General features: G+C 63.3%; 18 protein-coding genes and 2 pseudogenes. 11 read left to right on the forward strand and 9 right to left on the reverse strand.

Annotation, left to right across the window (positions count from 1 at the left end; genetic code table 11):
- A pseudogene (upp, locus tag IHE30_RS04050) lies at positions 1-451 on the reverse strand (uracil phosphoribosyltransferase); the annotation flags it as partial.
- A 247-nt stretch (positions 452-698) separates the two neighbouring features.
- Here upp and IHE30_RS04055 point away from each other — a divergent pair.
- The 3 genes from IHE30_RS04055 to IHE30_RS04065 all read left to right on the forward strand — a co-directional run bounded on the left by IHE30_RS04055 (position 699) and on the right by IHE30_RS04065 (position 2,269).
- The gene (locus IHE30_RS04055; protein ID WP_337689031.1) at positions 699-1,478 is read left to right on the forward strand and encodes an SDR family oxidoreductase; all 780 of its coding nucleotides are present in this window, start codon (positions 699-701) and stop codon (positions 1,476-1,478) included.
- A gap of 54 nt (positions 1,479-1,532) precedes the next feature.
- On the forward strand, positions 1,533-1,922 hold the full coding sequence (locus IHE30_RS04060) for a methylglyoxal synthase (RefSeq protein WP_337689033.1): 390 nt from the start codon (positions 1,533-1,535) through the stop codon (positions 1,920-1,922).
- Between the two features lie 143 nt (positions 1,923-2,065).
- On the forward strand, positions 2,066-2,269 hold the full coding sequence (locus tag IHE30_RS04065) for a hypothetical protein (RefSeq protein ID WP_337689034.1): 204 nt from the start codon (positions 2,066-2,068) through the stop codon (positions 2,267-2,269).
- Here the strand turns inward: IHE30_RS04065 and IHE30_RS04070 are convergent.
- Positions 2,249-3,601 carry an F-box-like domain-containing protein gene (locus IHE30_RS04070; protein WP_337689036.1) on the reverse strand — a complete coding sequence of 451 codons (1,353 nt, stop codon included), beginning with the start codon at positions 3,599-3,601 and terminating at the stop codon, positions 2,249-2,251. The two genes, IHE30_RS04065 and IHE30_RS04070, sit on opposite strands and share 21 nt — an antisense overlap.
- Before the next feature lie 344 nt (positions 3,602-3,945).
- Here IHE30_RS04070 and IHE30_RS04075 point away from each other — a divergent pair, with 344 nt between their 5' ends.
- The 4 genes from IHE30_RS04075 (at position 3,946) to IHE30_RS04090 (ending at position 8,705) form a co-directional block, all read left to right on the forward strand.
- Positions 3,946-6,768 (forward strand): DUF4118 domain-containing protein, encoded by a 2,823-nt coding sequence (locus tag IHE30_RS04075; protein ID WP_337689037.1) that lies wholly within the window; start codon positions 3,946-3,948, stop codon positions 6,766-6,768.
- Complete coding sequence (gene kdpE / locus IHE30_RS04080) at positions 6,761-7,459, forward strand: two-component system response regulator KdpE (RefSeq protein ID WP_337689038.1); 699 nt, start codon at positions 6,761-6,763, stop codon at positions 7,457-7,459. Before IHE30_RS04075 ends, kdpE begins: the two co-directional genes overlap by 8 nt.
- A gap of 152 nt (positions 7,460-7,611) precedes the next feature.
- The gene (locus IHE30_RS04085; protein ID WP_337689039.1) at positions 7,612-7,932 is read left to right on the forward strand and encodes a DMT family transporter; all 321 of its coding nucleotides are present in this window, start codon (positions 7,612-7,614) and stop codon (positions 7,930-7,932) included.
- A gap of 125 nt (positions 7,933-8,057) precedes the next feature.
- The gene (locus tag IHE30_RS04090) at positions 8,058-8,705 is read left to right on the forward strand and encodes a DUF4126 domain-containing protein (RefSeq protein ID WP_337689041.1); all 648 of its coding nucleotides are present in this window, start codon (positions 8,058-8,060) and stop codon (positions 8,703-8,705) included.
- A 118-nt stretch (positions 8,706-8,823) separates the two neighbouring features.
- Here IHE30_RS04090 and IHE30_RS04095 read toward each other — a convergent pair.
- From IHE30_RS04095 to IHE30_RS04125, 7 genes and pseudogenes are all read right to left on the reverse strand, one after another.
- A pseudogene (locus IHE30_RS04095) lies at positions 8,824-8,952 on the reverse strand (NAD(P)-dependent oxidoreductase); the annotation flags it as partial.
- A 4-nt stretch (positions 8,953-8,956) separates the two neighbouring features.
- A complete protein-coding gene (locus IHE30_RS04100; protein ID WP_337689392.1) occupies positions 8,957-9,541 on the reverse strand; it encodes a TIGR00730 family Rossman fold protein in 585 nt (194 codons plus the stop codon).
- On the reverse strand, positions 9,541-10,296 hold the full coding sequence (locus IHE30_RS04105) for a TetR/AcrR family transcriptional regulator (RefSeq protein ID WP_337689043.1): 756 nt from the start codon (positions 10,294-10,296) through the stop codon (positions 9,541-9,543). The genes IHE30_RS04100 and IHE30_RS04105 overlap by 1 nt, the downstream gene beginning before the upstream one ends.
- A 444-nt stretch (positions 10,297-10,740) precedes the next feature.
- On the reverse strand, positions 10,741-11,244 hold the full coding sequence (locus IHE30_RS04110; protein WP_337689044.1) for an RDD family protein: 504 nt from the start codon (positions 11,242-11,244) through the stop codon (positions 10,741-10,743).
- Entirely contained in the window at positions 11,241-12,053 is an 813-nt protein-coding gene (locus tag IHE30_RS04115; RefSeq protein WP_337689046.1) for a DUF3106 domain-containing protein, read from the reverse strand. Before IHE30_RS04115 ends, IHE30_RS04110 begins: the two co-directional genes overlap by 4 nt.
- 24 nt (positions 12,054-12,077) lie before the next feature.
- Entirely contained in the window at positions 12,078-12,500 is a 423-nt protein-coding gene (locus IHE30_RS04120; RefSeq protein ID WP_337689047.1) for a DUF3619 family protein, read from the reverse strand.
- Entirely contained in the window at positions 12,497-13,060 is a 564-nt protein-coding gene (locus IHE30_RS04125) for an RNA polymerase sigma factor (RefSeq protein ID WP_337689049.1), read from the reverse strand. Before IHE30_RS04125 ends, IHE30_RS04120 begins: the two co-directional genes overlap by 4 nt.
- A 324-nt stretch (positions 13,061-13,384) precedes the next feature.
- Between IHE30_RS04125 and IHE30_RS04130 the strand changes: the two genes are divergently transcribed.
- From IHE30_RS04130 to IHE30_RS04145, 4 genes are all read left to right on the forward strand, one after another.
- Entirely contained in the window at positions 13,385-15,154 is a 1,770-nt protein-coding gene (locus tag IHE30_RS04130) for an acetolactate synthase 3 catalytic subunit (RefSeq protein WP_337689051.1), read from the forward strand.
- Positions 15,155-15,274: 120 nt separating this feature from the next.
- Positions 15,275-15,766: an acetolactate synthase small subunit gene (gene ilvN, locus IHE30_RS04135; RefSeq protein WP_337689053.1), complete on the forward strand. Its 492-nt coding sequence runs from the start codon at positions 15,275-15,277 to the stop codon at positions 15,764-15,766.
- A gap of 90 nt (positions 15,767-15,856) precedes the next feature.
- Entirely contained in the window at positions 15,857-16,873 is a 1,017-nt protein-coding gene (gene ilvC, locus IHE30_RS04140) for a ketol-acid reductoisomerase (protein ID WP_337689054.1), read from the forward strand.
- A 154-nt stretch (positions 16,874-17,027) separates the two neighbouring features.
- Positions 17,028-17,666 (forward strand): phosphatidylserine decarboxylase, encoded by a 639-nt coding sequence (locus IHE30_RS04145; RefSeq protein ID WP_041753730.1) that lies wholly within the window; start codon positions 17,028-17,030, stop codon positions 17,664-17,666.
- Positions 17,667-17,677 lie beyond the last annotated feature (11 nt).

Raw genomic sequence — 17,677 nt, forward strand, 5'->3', positions numbered from 1 at the left:
GGCGCTTCAGCACATCGACCGCGTGCGCCGCCGAGTAGCCGGTCGCCACCATCGGGTCGCACAGAAATGAACGTACGCTCCTGCAGGTCCGGCAGCCGCACCAGGTATTCGACCGGACGATGGTCGTCTGCTCGGTACACGCCGATATGGCCAACGCGTGCCGATGGAATTAACTCTAGCAGCCGTCGGACATGCCACGCCGGCGCGCAGCACCGGCACGATCGCCAACTTGCGTCCGGCGATCACCGTGCGTCGATTTCGACCACGGCGTGGCGATGCGGCGCGTGGTCAGCGGCAGATAGCGGGTAATCTCATAGCCCTCAGCAGCGTGATTTCCGCAGCAACTCGCGGAAGGTGCGCGTGGAGGTATCTCGTCGCGCATGTGCGAGGCTTGTGCTGGATCACGGGTGATCGAGGACGAAAAGGTTTGGAATCGGCTGTTCTGTCTCATGGCGGCGGGCGGGCGGGTGGTGTGGTGCGGGCACGGCAAAGCGTCAAGCTAATTCAGTTTACCCAAATATAGGCGCAAGCCCAATGTGATCGTCAATGTGGCAGTGTGCGTTAACGTGAGGCAGCCGATTCCAATACAATTGGCGCTGGGTCGGCGAACGCGGGGCGCGGCCGCGCGTGGCCGTGCCATCCGACGGCATTGCCGTACGGGGGCAGTAAACGGGCCGCCATCAGGTGAGGAGCGATCGATGGATTTGGGCATCGCCGGACGCACCGCGCTGGTTTGCGCGGCTAGCAAGGGGTTGGGGCGCGGCTGCGCACAAGCGCTGGCCGCCGAGGGGGTAGACCTGGTGATCGTGGCGCGCACGGCCGACGTGCTGCAAGCCACCGCGCAGGCGATTCGCGCGAGCACGGGTGTGCGCGTGAGCGCAATCGCCTGCGACATCACCACCGAGGCGGGCCGGGCCGCCTCGCTCGCCGCATGCCCGCAGCCGGACATCCTGGTCAACAACGCAGGCGGCCCGCCGCCCGGCGACTTTCGCGATTTCACGCATGAAGACTGGCTTCGTGCGCTCGAAGCCAACATGCTCACCCCGATCGAGCTGATTAAGGCGACGGTTGACGGCATGATTGCGCGCGGCTTTGGGCGCATTATCAATATCACCAGTTCGTCGGTCAAGGCGCCAATCGACGTGCTGGGCTTGTCCAACGGCGCACGCGCCGGGTTGACCGGCTTCGTAGCCGGCGTGGCCCGCAAGGTGGCGCGGCACAACGTGACGATCAATAATTTGCTGCCGGGCCAGTTCGCGACAGACCGCCTGCTGCATACGCTAAACGCGCAGGCCGCTGCGCAGGGCATCGACCCAGCTGCATTTTGGCGCCAGCGGGAGAAGGCGGTGCCGGCCGGCCGCTTCGGCGACAGCACGGAGTTCGGCGCGGCCTGCGCCTTCCTATGCAGCGCGCATGCGTCGTATATCACCGGCCAAAACCTGCTAATCGACGGCGGCGCGTACCCTGGCACGTTCTGACGCGTGTGCCTAGCCGATCCCACTCGAAGCATCCACAGGAGGAGGACAGCGCCCATGCTCACCCGTATCGCGTTGATCGCGCACGATCACAAGAAAGACGACATCGTCACGCTGTGTGGCGAATATGTGCGCGTGCTCAGCCGCTGCGCGCTCGTGGCAACGGGCACGACCGGCTCACGTATCGCGCACCGGCATGGCCTGCCGGTGCAGCGCAAGCTGTCGGGCCCGCACGGGGGCGACCTGCAGATCGGCGCGGAGCTGGCCGAAGGTCGCATCGACATCGTGATTTTCCTGCGCGATCCGATGACACCGCAGCCGCACGAGCCGGATATCAACGCGCTGGTGCGTGTATGCGACGTGCATAACGTGCCGTGCGCGACGAACATGTCCACGGCGCGGATGATCCTTGAGCGGCTCGCGCAGCGACTGGACGTGCCGGTTTGAATCTGAATCGATTCGCGCAGCGGGTCAAGGCGATCACAGCGGGCCGGGGCGTGCCTTGCGCCGTTCGGCCTGTTCGTCAGCTTCGGCAACGCGACCGGTCCGCTGACGCCGATCAACGTGGCCGATCTGACGAATCACGGCTCTTGTACTTCACACGTCCGTCGCTGTTTACGCACAGCGCGAAACGCGCAGACCTGCTCCAGATCTCGGGCGAGTTGTTCGACGTCGTGCAGCGCGAGTGGGTGCGGGTTGGGAGCCACCTGCGATACGCGTTGCGCGACGCGGCCAATGCACATCGGGATTGGGAGGGTTGGCGCACGACCGGCTCATCGATCTTGCTGCCCTAGCGCCATCTCGGCGTGGTTGCTGGCGTCAATGATGCGTGCGATTGCGGCGTGTGCTGCGCTGCGTTCATCGGCACGCAGGAACGCGATCTGGTCGAGCGCATGCTGGATGGCATCCGAGGTTAATCCGCTCGCGTTGGGCGGTAGCAGCATGACTGCCTTGTGCCAGGCCGCCGCTCGCGTGTCGACGTGCAACGCCGGAACGGTTTCTAGCAACGTTTGTGCGGCATAAGTCGGGTACTGCGACGGCCAGTGCTCGATCATCGCGTACAGGGAATACAACTGTGCCGGCTGCAGTTCCGGCGGGAACATCGGCAATGCCCGGAGCAGCCCGAGCCACGCTTCGGCCATCGCCGGTTGCGGCAGCGACATCGCGATCTGTCGAATCTGGCCATATTCCGCGATACTTGTCTGACGGCCCAACGCCGGCAGTGCGACACACAGTGCCGCCGTTGCCTTGCCCTGGTCGGACGGTGGAAGGCTTAACAGCGCTTGCCGCAGCGTACGGTACCATTGCGTGGCTTGATGCAGCGTCGCTGCGTCGCGTACATTGAATCCGTACACGAATGCCGGCAATTGAACCGCGAGCGTACTGATCAGCGCCGCCCGCTCGGTCGTGTCAAGCTGCGGGATCCATGCAACGAGTTCATCGTATCGCTGGATGAACCGTTCACGCGGCAGCACGTGCAATTGCGATGCGAGGGCGGATCCATAGCGCGACGGTATCGGATGGCGCTGCCGCACCTGCGCGTAACAAAATTCGTACGCGTTGGCGCGAACACTTGGATACAGGTATTTCAACGTGTTAACCATTGTCCTACTGACCGCATAACTCCCGGCAGACAGTTTCGCGGCAGCGGTGAATACCGATTCGAAGGCTGCTGCTTGCTCGTGCTCGGGAAAGCGGTTGCGCAGTAGTTGCGCCAACAGCGTCAAGATCGGGGTAATGCGCAGCCCAGGCTGCTCGACGATGTCATGCTCGATCTGCGCCAGTAGCGCCTGTACCCCAGCGGCATCGACTACGGTTTTGGCATGATGGGCATGGCGCTTGGATAGAAGCTGCTCGCGCAGTACGGCATGGGTACGTCGTTCGACCATCGACAGGCGGCAAAGATCGCGGGTGTCTAAATAGCGGCCGATTTGGACGATTAGCTCGTCGGGCAAGTCGCAATAGGCGGCTGCTCGCGTGACTGCTGCACCCGCGCGGGGCTGCAGGTGTGTATGAGCCAGCGACGCTGGCCCGGGTTCGGGCATCGGTTGATGCTGTCGTTCCTCTCGTGTCACGGATAAAGCGGCTTCGAGGGCCGCGACCGGAACGTTTACATCGATGTCCATTTATCTCTCCTAGTACCGGCCACTCGTGATGGGCTGGCGGGGGCCATCTATGAACGGTGAGCCTTGATTCAACCGCAACGGCCGCCGCGTGTATCGGTCGCCGTCGATAAGCAGACGGGACTTGACGGATGAAGCGAGCATACTAGCCATATTGTGCGCGCACACTGACATGATTTTGGCGCCGCCTATTTTTTATCGATGCGTTTGGGGCACACGCGCGCGTCATGCAGCCACGCTTGTGCCGGGTCGGCTTCGCGTGAAAGAGCGTCTACGGTGCTCAGGCTCGGGCATACTGGAGCCCGCATGCAGGCGCGGCCTGCCTTTGGACTGTTGTCAATACGTGAATGGAACGCCCCGACCCTGACGAATTGCTCGATAAGCTGCAACGCGAGGAGGAAAAAAAACAGCGCGGCAAGCTGAAAATTTTTTTTGGCGCGTCGGCGGGCGTGGGTAAGACGTTCGCGATGCTGCAGGCGGCACGGCGATGCCGCGACGAAGGCGTTGACGTCGTGGTCGGCGTGGCGGAAACCCATGGACGCAGGGAAACCTTGGCGCTGCTCGATGGATTGCCGTCGATTCCCGCTGCCCGTCATCCGTATCGCGGCAAGGTGCTGCCGGAATTTGATCTGAACGCGGCGCTAGCACGCAGGCCGCAGTTGATCTTGGTCGATGAGCTTGCGCATTCTAATGTGCCCGGCGCACGCCACTTGAAGCGTTGGCAGGATGTGCAGGAATTGCTGGATGTCGGGATCGACGTGTACACGACGCTCAACGTCCAACATCTCGAAAGCCTGAATGATGTAGTGGGCCAGATCACTGGCATTCGCGTATGGGAAACGGTCCCGGACCGGATATTCGATCTGGCCGACGAGGTCACGCTGGTGGATCTGCCCGCGGACGAACTGCTCGCGCGCTTGCGCGACGGCAAGGTCTATTTGCCACAGCAGGCCGAGCACGCGGTACGCCATTTCTTTCGCAAGGGCAATTTGATCGCGTTGCGGGAGCTGGCGTTGCGACGCACCGCGGATCGGGTGGATGCGCAGATGCGCGAGTATCGCGCGGATCAGTCGATCGAGCGCGTTTGGCACGCGCGTGAGCGGATCATCGCGTGCGTCGGCCCGGGCTCGGAGAGCGCGACGCTGGTGCGCGCGGCCGCGCGGCTCGCGGCGAGCTTGAAGGCGGATTGGCTGGCAGTCTATGTCGAGACGCCGACGTTGCAACGGCTGCCGGACATCGTCCGAAAGCGCACCCTTGATGCGTTGAAGCTGGCCGCCGAGCTAGGCGCCGAAACAGTGACGTTAGATGGGCCCGACGCGGCCCGTACGCTGCTGGCTTATGCGAGGATGCGCAACGTATCTAGGCTCGTCGCCGGTGTGCCGCGCACGCGACGCTGGCTTGCCCCGTCGGTCGGCGAGCGGTTGCTGCAATCGGCGTCCGACATCGACGTGACGCTCGTGGGCGCCGGCCGCGCGCACGAGCGGCGTGGCGCACGCGGCGATGGGCGCAGCTTCGCGTCGGCGCTGGGTGACGAGCGCCGCTCGAAGCTGCGTGACTACGCCTATGCGGCGGCGATCAGTGCCGGCATCACGGTGGTGGCGACCGAGTTGTTGCACCGGATCGATCTGGCGAACCTGGCCATGCTGTACCTGCTCGGTGTGATCTTTGCTGCCGCGAGGCTGGGGCGGGGTCCGGGCGTGCTGATGTCGTTTCTCAGCGTCGCGTCGTTCGACTTTTTCTTCGTGCCGCCGCGTATATCGTTGTCAGTGTCCGACACGCAATACTTATTGACGTTTGCCGTGATGCTGCTCACGTCGCTGACGATCAGCCATCTGACGTCGAGCCTGCGCCGGCAGGCACGTATTGCGACGCTGCGCGAGCGGCGCACCAGCGCGATGTACGCGATGACGCGTGAGCTGGGTGCGGCGCTTGCCACCGGCCAGATCATCGAGATCGGCATGCGGCATGTCGCGGAAGTGTTCCAGGCGCGCGTGGCGATCTTGTTGCCGGACAGCAATGACAAAGTCAGGCAGAAGGTCGAGGAGCCAGATCCGGCGATCATGTTGCAGCCGCCGGCACTCGATACCGATATCGCGCAATGGGTCTACGACCAGCAAAAGCCGGCCGGGAATGGCACTGATACGTTGCCGGCCGCTGATGCGTTCTACCTGCCGCTGAAAGCGCCGATGCGCACGCGCGGCGTGCTGGCACTGGTGGCGTCGCGCTTTGAAGACTTGGCCGTGCCCGAGCAGCGTCGCATGATCGATACGTTCGCTGCGCAGATCGCACTCGCGCTGGAGCGCGTGCACTACGTTGAGATCGCGCAGGACGCGCTGGTCAGCATGGAGTCCGAGCGGTTGCGTAACTCGCTGCTATCGGCCATTTCGCACGACTTGCGCACGCCGCTGACGGCCATCGTCGGCTTTGCGTCGATGCTCGCCGAGCAGCAGAGCGGTGGTGCGCCGCCTCGGTCGCAGGCTGAGCGTGACCTGATTGAGGCGATCCACGAGGAAGCGTTGCGCATGACGCGCTTGGTGACCAACTTGCTGGACATGGCCCGGCTGCAGGCCGGCGCGGTCCGGCTCAATCGCCAGTGGTTGATGCTTGAGGAAATGGTGGGCGCCGCCCTCGCCGCGTGTCGCCGGAGCCTGGCCGCCCATCCGGTGCACACGCGCGTGCCGGCCGAGCTGCCGCTGCTGCGGCTCGATCCGGTGCTGATGGAGCATTTGTTCGCCAACCTGTTCGAGAATGCGGCAAAGTACACGCCGGCCGGCGCACCACTGTCGATTGATGCGGGTGTGATCGAGGACGGCGCGCGCCGCTATGTCAAAGTGGCGATCGAGGATAGAGGCCCCGGCTTGCCGCCGGGCATGGAAGCGCGTGTGTTCGACAAGTTTACGCGCGGCGAAAAGGAGTCGGCCAAGCCCGGCATCGGCCTCGGGTTAGCGATCTGCCGGGCCATCGTCGACGCTCACGGCGGTCGAATCGGCGCGGAAAACCGCGTCGATGCGCAAGGCCGCGTGCTGGGGGCACGCTTCTGGTTCATGTTGCCGGCCGATGAGGTACCGCCGGGCGGCGGCGAAGGGCTGGATGAGGCGCAGGAAGAACAGGATGGCGACGCGGTGCGCAGTGACATGCGGTTGACGAGATCATACCGAAATCATGAGTGAGCCGAACGTGACGATTGTCCTGATCGAGGACGAAAAGCAAATCCGCCGTTTCGTGGGCACCTCGCTGCAAGCGCAGGGCATGACGGTATTCGACGCGGACACGGGCCGGCAGGGGCTGGTCGAGGCCGCCACGCGTCGGGCGGACCTGGTGATCGTGGACCTCGGCCTGCCCGATACCGATGGCCTGGACGTGATCCGCGAATTGCGCGGATGGACCGATCTGCCGATCATCGTGTTATCCGCGCGCAGCCAGGAAGAGCAGAAAGTGGCCGCGTTGGATGCGGGGGCGGATGACTACCTGACCAAGCCGTTCGGCGTATCGGAGCTGCTGGCGCGGATTCGCGCGCAGCTGCGCCGGCGCCATCGCGGCGGCCAGGACGACACGCCGCAAGTCCAGTTCGGCGGCATCGTCGTGGACTTGAGCGTACGCCGCGTGACCCGGGATGGCGAGGTGGTGCATTTGACGCCGATCGAATACCGGCTGCTGATCACGTTGGTGCGCCATGCCGGCCGCGTGCTGACGCACCGCCAGCTGCTGCGCGATGTTTGGGGGCCGTCACATGTGGAGCAACATCATTACTTGCGCATCTATATGGGGCATCTGCGACAGAAGCTGGAGCGCGATCCTGCGCAGCCCGAGCACATCATGACCGAAACGGGTGTCGGATACCGGCTCGCCGGCGTGCAGTAGCGGCCTTGCCTGATGCGGGGCTGTGTGGCAGCACGGCCACACTCGGCAGTGCGCACGGCAGTTTGATAGAATCGACGCAACCTGCTGGGCGGACGGCCCGCGTGCAGCGGTTCATATCGGGGACGACCCCCATTTCATCCAGGTGGTAGCCGATGGCGTGGATATTTTTGGTGATCGCGGGCCTGCTCGAAGTTGCATGGGCCGCCGGCATGAAAAGCTCGGATGGCTTTTCCCGGCCTGGCTGGTCGATCTTCACATTGGTGACGGCGCTGGCTAGCTTTGGTTTGCTGGCATTGGCGATGAAACAGTTGCCGCTGGGCACCGCGTATGCGGTGTGGACCGGCATCGGCGCGCTGGGCGCGTTCATTTTCGGCATCGTGATGATGGGTGAGGCGCTGACGCCAGCCCGGGCGGGCAGTGCAGTACTGATCCTGGCCGGGCTGATTGGCTTGAAGCTTACCTCCGGCCATTGAGCGAGCCGGCGCGCGTGCGGCAACTGTCGCTATAATGGTTTCGGGTTTATCCAACACTGACGCTTGCGGCGCGCGCTGCACTGGTCTTTGCCGGTGTGTGCGGGGGGGCGCGCAAGGAGGCGGGAATGCTCTACGCCCTTTCTCTGGCAACCGGGCTTGCGTGGGCAAGCGGGCTGCGCTTGTACCTGACGGTTCTGTTGACCGGCCTGCTCGCGTCGTTCGACGTCGTGCGTCTTCCCGATGCGTTGTCGCTACTGGGTTCGCCGTGGATCATCGGCGCCGCAGCGCTGTTTGCGATCGCCGAATTCCTGGCCGACAAGGTGCCCGCGGTCGACTCGCTATGGGACGCACTGCACACGCTGATTCGCATCCCGGCCGGCGCGATGCTCGCCTATGGCGCAGCCGACCCTGCCGATCCGCGCGTCTTGGCGGCGGCGGCGTTGGCCGGCGCGGTGATCGCCGGCACCGCGCATCTGGTCAAGGCTGGCGCCCGCGCGTTAATCAATCTCGCGCAGCAGCCGCCATCGACCTGGGTCGTGTCGTTTGTGGAGGACACAATCGCCATCGTCGGGCTGTTGCTCGCGTTGTTCACGCCGGGGCTGTTCCTGCTGTGCATGCTGGTGTTTTTGGCGCTTGCTGCGTATGCGTTGCCGCCGTTGTGGCACGGCGTGCAGCTGGGCTTTCGCGGTATGGCGACGGACATGGTGCCGATGCGCCGTCAGTTCGCGCCGTTGCTGGCGCGCATGCCGCGCGGCCGCGGCCCTCGTGGTTGATCGATGCGCGCTCGCTCCTGGCGACGTGTCGTCGGGTTTCCGCCCGGCTTTGGCGTGTCACACGCCCACTCGCTCGGCCTCACCCCGGCCGGTACCGCGATCTTCCCCAGTATGGTTTGCCACGACCCGTCCCTATGCGATGGGCCGCTTCGCGCGCGCAGAGATAGGCGCCGAGCGCGTTGGCTTCGACCATCCGCCGCAGCCGCTCGATATCCATGCTCGCCAGCGGTAACGACGGCGCCACGATGCGACTAGACCGCTTCGCGCTTCTCCGACCACTTGTCGCCGACCGGCGGTACGTAGCGTTGCAGCCTGTCGAGCAACGCGGCGGCGTCTGACTCCACCTGGAGCAGCCCGACGTAGTCGGGCCGCATGAAGCCCTCATGGGCGGTGTGGTGCAGCATGGACAGCAGCGGATCGTAATAGCCGGCGACGTTGAGGAGACCGATCGGCTTTTGATGATAGCCGAGTTGCGCCCACGTGTAGACCTCGAACAATTCCTCGAACGTGCCGGCGCCGCCGGGTAGTGCGACAAACGCGTCGCTCCGGTCAGCCATCATTTTCTTGCGCTCGTGCATGTTCGCGACAACGTGCAACTCGGACAAGCCGCGATGACCGACTTCCTTGTCGATCAACAGCTGCGGGATCACGCCGATCACATGGCCTTGCGCTTGCAGCACGGCATCCGCGATCTCGCCCATCAAGCCGACGTGGCCTCCGCCATAGACCAGTGTGAGGCCAGCTTGCGCGAGCGCGCGACCGAACGCCTGCGCTGCCTGCCGGTATTCGTCCCGACGGCCGATAGCGGAGCCACAGTATACGCATACCGAACTTATCATCGCGCTCCCTTCGGGCGTGGCGTCTCGGCCTTGTCCGTATCGGACTGCGCCTCGCCCTTGCCGTCGCGCGGTGGCAGGTAGTCGGTGAATTCGCGCATCGGCAATCGGCCGGATACCAGGTCGTCGAACAATTGGCGCGAACGCCCGCGCAGATAAGGGGCCATCAGCGATACAATGTGCAGGCTCGCCTGGTGCAATTCGGCCCGGATCGCCTCCTGGTCGTTGTACTTGCGCGGGTTCATCACGAACTGGTACGACAGCCAATAGGTCGAGATCACGCCAATGTTGGTCGAGATTACGCTGATCTCCTGGGGCGTCGCCTCCATCTCGCCGTCAACGATCAATTGCTCGCACAATTGGCGCGCGAAATTGACTTTGTGCGTGATGATCTGCTTGAAGTGCGTCTCCAATGTGCGGTTGCGCGCCAGCAAATCATTGAGGTCCCGATAGAGGAACCGGTACGTCCACAGAAAATCCGCCATGTAGGCCAGATAGGCCCACATCTCGTCGATGGTCGGACGATGGTCATCGGGAAAGCGTAGTCGCTTGCTGATCGCTTGCTCGAACTGAGCGAAGATGCTGTTGATGATGTCGTCTTTGTTGCGGAAATGGTAGTACAGGTTTCCCGGGCTGATTTCCATTTCCTCGGCGATCGTCGTCGTCGTGACGTTCGGCTCGCCGATCTCATTGAAGAGTCGCAACGACAGTTCGAGGATTCGGTCGCGGGTGCGACGGGGCGGTTTCGATTCCATGGCGTCGGCTCTGTGCGCCGGAAACTCCGGCAGGTGGGCTCGCACGGGCGAGATCGCCGAATTATAAACTGCCGTTTTCGCACTGAGGCGTGGGCTTTGTTATATCAGACAGATTGATAGGCTTAGCAGACCTATGTAATCGATTCAGTGGAGCTATGCAGCAGTGTGAGCGCTGCGAGCGGCGGGTCGGCGCGCCATGATTGGTCCGCTTCGGCGGCGCCCGGCAACGGCCCGCCAGGCCGGGAGCGTTCAAACTCGCGCAACAGCAAGCGGTCGCGATATGCGCCGGAGCCGTCATCGGCGTCGGCACAGGTGGCGCGTTCGATGCGGCCAGGGGCACGAAGGGGCCGTCGGGCGTGCCGGCGGGCCGGAACTCAGGTAAGGGACTGCCGTCTGCGCCGGCGTGAAACTGGCGCGACAGTCACAAGACGCGCTTCGCTCTGATTACGGGGCAGCGACAATGCGGGTGCCGGCCAGTCGGTCATGCAACCATTGCCGATTCGGATCCAGCCATTGCGTGCTGGCCCATAGCGCCATCCACGCGAACAGCGCGAGCAGCGTGTGCGAAACCGATCCACCGAGCATCGAATGGAGCGCCAGCGGCGGCAGAAACCATAGCCAGGCAAGCACGTAGCGCAGCATCGCGCGCCCCATCCCGAGCGGTGCGAGCGCATGATCGACGAGCCGCAGTCGCCAAGTTTTCATTGGTAATGTCTGGCCGCCATGGGTCCAGAACCAGACGAAATATGCGCCGACGACGAGGGCGATCCAGCCGGCCAACAGGTTGTGATACGTCAATCCATTGCGCTGCTGGGTCAGCGTGCTGAATAGGTAGCCGGCAATGAAGACGACGCCAAACAGGATCACGCCTTCATAGACCGCGCACAGCAGGCGGTGCCACAGGGATGGGGCACGGCTATGAGGCGGGTGTTCACGCGGTGTATTCACTGCGCGTGATCGTTGAAGAACCACGGCACCGACTGCACCGGTTTTTTCGGCTCGATTGGTGAGTCGGCGGCCGGAAGCGATGCCGGCGCAGCGGCCGACGCTGACGGTGGTGGAGTAATGCCGGATAGCGTGCCCGGGCCGCCCGTTGCCGCACTGGCCGAGGCGTCGGCACGGGGCGCGGCCGCGGCGGCATCGGCGCGTTCGCGCGAGCGCTCAAGTTTGCCCAGGTCCTTGATTTCACGCTTACCACTCGGCGGCGCGCTGACTACGGTCGGGCGCCGTGCTTTCTCGGCGGCCGCTAGCTTGCGCTTCCATTCGTCGGGCAATTGCTGATAGGCGCTCCACGCCTTCTCGCGTGCTTGTACGGAGAGTTCCTTGGACAACTGGTAGTTCTCACGCGCAACGCGCCGCTGCTCCGGCGTCATGCGGATCCAGTCGGCCATGCGTTGATGCAGTCGCTGCTGCTCTTCTGCACGCATTTTTGGATATCTGGCTGCGATTTTCAGCCATTTGCGCTTGCGCGCGTCGCTGAAATGATCCCATTGGGGGGCCAGCGGCGCCAGCGCGTCGCGCTGCACTGCGGTAAGGCAGGCCCAGGACAGGGGGCGGATCGCATGGGCTGTCAGGTCAGCAGCGGCGTGGCCTGTCACTGCTGCCACGCCGCTGCCGACCACCGGTGCTGGCGCGGCGTCAGACGGCGACGCGCGGGACGACGACGCCGAGTGAAAGCGCGGATAGGTTGCCACGAATGCGACAAGCGCAGCAATCACGCCCGCATAAACCACAGCCAAACCGCGCTTGTTGCTCACTCGACATTGCTCCTGGTTGGCGTGTCAGTGCCCGCGCGACAGGTACGCGTGAAAGCCGTGGTCCACGTAGGCGGACAGCGGCAACGCGTCGCTGAGCATGGCTGCGTCGATGGCGGCGATGTCGGCCAGGTGCTGCTGGTTTTCCCAGTAGCGGATCGCGGCGAGCCCGCACACCAGTGCCAGTAGTGGCCAGAACAGGGTCAAACGGCTCCAGCGGGCGCGCTTGTGCGCGCCGCCGGCGTTCGTCGGCACGTTGCCGGCGCCGGCTAGCGCTGGTACGTACACCGGACGCGTGCGGGTATCGGGTTTCTTTCTCGCCAGCGCGACCTGTCGCGCGGCCGCTAGCCGGTCAGTTGTCGCGCGCGGCAGGCGCGCCGCGCGCTCGTCGAGCGCGCGGCGCACTTTCAGTGCAAATTCGATTTCTTTTGTTTCCGGTGCAAAGCTCATAGTGTGATTCCTTTCGCCTTCAACGCGGCAGCCAGCGCGTGGGTGGCCCGCGAGCAATGGGTCTTGACGCTGCCCTCCGAGCAGCCCATTGCGGCGGCGGTTTCGGCGACATCCATATCTTCCCAATAACGCATTAAAAACGCTTCGCGTTGACGGGCGGGCAGTTTTTGGATTGCCTCGTCAATCAGCGCGAGCACCTGCTCCCGCTCGAGCCGCTCGGCGCTGTTCTCGGCCACGGTCGCATTGTCCGAGGCTTCGTAGGTTTCCAGCAGGTCGAACTCGTCGTCATCGCCGTTGCCCAGCGACGAAAACAGGCTGACCCACGTATTGCGCACCTTCTGGCGGCGAAAGTAATCGTTGGTCGCGTTTTGCAGGATGCGCTGGAACAGCAGCGGCAACTCGGCCGCAGGCCGCTCGCCGTATTTCTCGGCGAGCTTGATCATGGCGTCCTGGACGACGTCCAGCGCGGCATCGTCATCGCGCACTGCATACGCGACATACTTGAATGCGCGTCTTTCGACGCCCGCCAGGAAATCGGCGAGTTCCTTGTCTGATGCCATCCGTGTGGAATTCGGCGCGACAGGCGACGCGCGGGAAGTGAGTTGCCGGCTAGCCCGCGCCCTCGGGGCGCACCAACACAACAAAAACGTAAAAACCCGCGGATGCTAGCAAAAAAACAGGGCCTTGTGGGAAGCTGACATCTTTTGCTTGACCCTTGTTATGCGACCCGATATGTTTATAGATTCGCAATACACTGTGATTGTCTCATTGAGGCGATGCTCACGAAGCTCGCTTTCTCTTTAAGACGCGCCGCTTGAACCCGAGCCACAAGCCCGGCAGAGAGCCCCCGATCAATTTTTTGCCGAAAATTTGAAAGGTGAACGATGAATATGCCAAGCGCGGAATGCCCCACGTCGGATCTCTCCCCCCTTGCTGGAACCGAAGCCGGTTCGATCGGCGCAACTGTGCTGATGCGCGCGCTCGCTGACGAAAATGTCGAATTCATCTGGGGATATCCGGGTGGCTCGGTACTCTACATCTACGACGAACTGTACAAGCAGGACAAGTTTCAGCACGTGCTGGTGCGCCACGAGCAAGCCGCGGTACACGCCGCGGACGCCTACGCGCGCGCTACTGGCAACGTCGGCGTGTGTCTGGTGACCTCCGGGCCGGGTGTGACGAATGCGGTGACCGGCATCGCCACCGCATACATGGACTCGATTCCGCTAGTGGTCATCAGCGGCCAGGTGCCGACGGCGGCGATCGGCCAGGACGCGTTTCAGGAATGTGACACGGTCGGGATTACGCGGCCGTGCGTGAAGCACAACTTTCTCGTGAAGGACGTGCGCGAACTCGCCGCGACGGTCAAGAAGGCGTTCTACATTGCCCAGAGCGGTCGCCCCGGGCCGGTGCTGATTGACATCCCGAAGGATGTGTCGAAGGCGCCGTGCCACTATGAGCCGATCAAGCACATTGCGTTGCGCTCGTACAACCCGGTCACGAAGGGCCATTCCGGTCAAATCCGCAAGGCCGTCGCATTGCTGCTGTCCGCGAAGCGTCCGTACATCTATACCGGCGGGGGGATCATCCTGGCCGAGGCCTCGCGCGAGTTGAACCAGTTCGCGGACCTGCTTGGCTACCCGGTCACCAACACGCTGATGGGCCTGGGCGGCTATCGCGCGACGGATCGCAAGTTCCTTGGCATGCTCGGCATGCACGGCACGTACGAGGCTAACATGGCGATGCAGCACTGCGACGTGCTGATCGCGATCGGTGCCCGCTTCGACGACCGCGTAATTGGTGATCCCGCGCATTTCGCGAGTGCGCCGCGCAAGATCATCCATATCGATATCGACCCCTCGTCGATCTCCAAGCGAGTGAAGGTTGACATCCCGATCGTGGGCGACGTAAAGGAAGTGCTCAAGGAATTAATCGAGCAGTTGCAAGCCGCGCCGCACGGCCCGGACGGCGCTGCGTTGGACGCGTGGTGGCAGCAGATCGAGCAGTGGCGTGCCCGCGATTGCTTGAAGTACGACCGCGACAGCGAGATCATCAAGCCGCAGTACGTCGTCGAAAAGCTTTACGAACTGACCGGCGGCAATGCGTTCGTGTGCTCGGACGTGGGTCAACACCAGATGTGGGCGGCGCAGTTTTACCGCTTCGACAAGCCGCGCCGCTGGATCAATTCCGGAGGGCTCGGGACGATGGGCTTCGGTCTGCCGGCCGCGATGGGCGTGAAGATGGCGCATCCGGACGCCGACGTGGTGTGCATCACCGGCGAGGGCTCGATCCAGATGTGCATCCAAGAGCTGTCCACGTGCAAGCAATATGAGACGCCGATCAAGATCGTGTCGCTGAACAACCGCTACCTGGGCATGGTTCGGCAGTGGCAGCAGCTCGAGTACAACAAGCGCTATTCGCATTCGTACATGGACGCGCTACCGGACTTCGTGAAGCTTGCCCAAGCGTATGGCCATGTCGGCCTGCGCATCGAGCGCAGGGCGGACGTCGAGCCGGCGTTGACGGAGGCGTTGCGGCTCAAGGATCGTACCGTGTTTCTTGATTTTCAGACTGACCCGACCGAGAACGTTTGGCCGATGGTTCAGGCCGGCAAGGGCATCACCGAGATGCTGCTTGGCGCAGAAGACCTCTGACGAAGCGCGTGTCGGTGCGCGCAGTCGGTGCGGCACGCGCCGACATGCGCGACGTGCAGCGCGCAGCGTGCCGCGGGCGCCGCCGGGTACAGGGACATCGAAACTGGAAAGAGAAACGAGATGCGACACATTATTTCCGTGCTGCTGGAGAATGAACCCGGTGCGTTATCGCGCGTGGTCGGCCTGTTCTCGGCGCGTGGCTACAACATTGAAACCTTGACCGTTGCGCCGACCGAGGACCGTTCGCTGTCGCGCATGACGATTGTGACGATTGGCTCGAACGACGTGATTGAACAGATCACGAAGCATTTGAACCGCCTGATCGAGGTGGTGAAGGTGGTCGACCTGACCGAGGGCGCCCACATCGAGCGCGAGTTGATGTTGATTAAGGTGCGGGCGGTCGGCAAGGAAAGGGAGGAGATGAAGCGGATGTCGGATATCTTCCGCGGCCGCATCATCGACGTTACTGAGAAGACCTACACGATCGAGTTGACCGGGGCGAGCGATAAGCTTGACGCGTTCATCGAGGGGATCGATGCCACGGCGGTCCTGGAGACGGTACGCACTGGCGGTTCGGGCATCGGCCGCGGCGAGCGGATCTTGAAGGTCTGACCTGCTGACCTATCCTGGTGCCGCGGCAAGCGGCGTGGTGCCGGGAGCAATGGACTCTGAATTGAAGCGACAATACGCGAAGGAAATCACATGAAAGTTTATTACGATAAGGACGCCGATCTCTCATTGATCAAGGACAAGCAAGTCACGATCATCGGCTACGGCTCGCAAGGCCATGCGCACGCGCTGAACTTGCGCGACAGCGGCGTAAACGTGACGGTGGGACTGCGTCGCGGCGGCGCGTCGTGGGCGAAGGCCGAGACCGCTGGCTTGACCGTGAAGGAAGTGGCCGAAGCGGTGAAGGGTGCCGACATCGTGATGATCCTGCTGCCGGACGAGCAGATCGCCGACGTCTACAAGCGCGACGTGCATGAGCACATCAAGCAAGGCGCGGCGCTCGCGTTCGCGCATGGCTTCAACGTGCACTATGGCCAAGTGGTGCCGCGTGCCGACCTCGACGTGATCATGATCGCACCGAAGGCGCCGGGCCATACGGTGCGCGGAACCTACACGCAGGGTGGCGGCGTGCCGCACCTAGTTGCGGTCGCGCAGGACAAGTCGGGCGCGGCGCGCGACATCGCGCTGTCGTACGCGGTGGCCAACGGCGGTGGCCGTGCGGGCATCATCGAGACGAACTTCCGTGAGGAAACCGAGACCGACTTATTTGGCGAGCAGGCCGTGCTGTGCGGCGGCACGGTCGAGCTGATCAAGGCTGGCTTCGAGACGCTGGTTGAAGCAGGCTACGCGCCCGAAATGGCGTACTTCGAATGTCTGCACGAGTTGAAGCTGATCGTCGACCTGATCTATGAAGGCGGTATTGCGAACATGAACTACTCGATCTCGAACAACGCCGAATACGGTGAATATGTGACCGGCCCGCGCGTGATCACCGACGAGACGAAGAAGGTGATGAAGGATGTGTTGCGTGACATCCAGACCGGCGAGTACGCGAAAAGCTTCATCCTCGAGAACCGCGCCGGCGCGCCGACGCTGCAATCGCGGCGGCGCCTGACGGCCGAGCACCCAATCGAGACAGTGGGCGCGAAGCTGCGTGCGATGATGCCGTGGATCGCGAAGAACAAGCTGGTTGACCAGTCGAAGAACTGATCTCGCGCGCTTACATCACGCGCGTGCCCTCGCGCGTTTGAGCCGTCCGAGGCGTCATGCCCGGGCGGCTTTCTTTATGCGCGCGCAGGCCGCGGCCGCGACAGGTGGCCGGGGTTTGTTATCCTTCTATTTTCTTGGAACTGGCGTTGCCTATATGACTTATCCTCACCCGATCATTGCCCGCGAAGGCTGGCCCTTCATTGCTGTCGCGTTCGTCGTGACGCTGCTGATCCATGCATTCGTGGGCTTCGGCTGGGCGTGGCCCTTCTGGCTGCTGACGCTGTTCGTCGTGCAGTTCTTTCGCGATCCGCAGCGGCCGGTGCCGCAACAGCCCAATGCCGTGTTGTGCCCGGCCGACGGACGGATCGTTGCGGTTGAGACGGCGCACGATCCGTACGTGAACCGCGACGCGCTGAAGATCAGCGTGTTCATGAACGTGTTTAACGTTCATTCGCAACGCTCGCCGGTTGACGGCGCGGTGACCCAGGTCGAGTATTTCCCCGGCGCCTACCTGAACGCGGCAATCGACAAGGCGTCGCTGGAGAACGAGCGCAACGCGATCGTGCTGCAGACCGCAGACAATCACCTCGTCACCTCGGTGCAGGTGGCTGGATTGATCGCTCGGCGCATCCTGTGCTATGTGCGCACTGGCGAGCCGCTTGCCCGCGGCCAGCGCTATGGCTTCATCCGCTTTGGCTCGCGCGTGGACGTCTATCTGCCGTTGGGCAGCAAGCCGCGGGTGTCGATTGGCGAGAAGGTGCAGGCGTCGGCGACGATTTTGGCCGAGCTTTGAGCGACGCAAGG

Source organism: Mycetohabitans sp. B46 (assembly GCF_037389205.1).
In the GTDB taxonomy this organism is placed as follows: domain Bacteria; phylum Pseudomonadota; class Gammaproteobacteria; order Burkholderiales; family Burkholderiaceae; genus Mycetohabitans.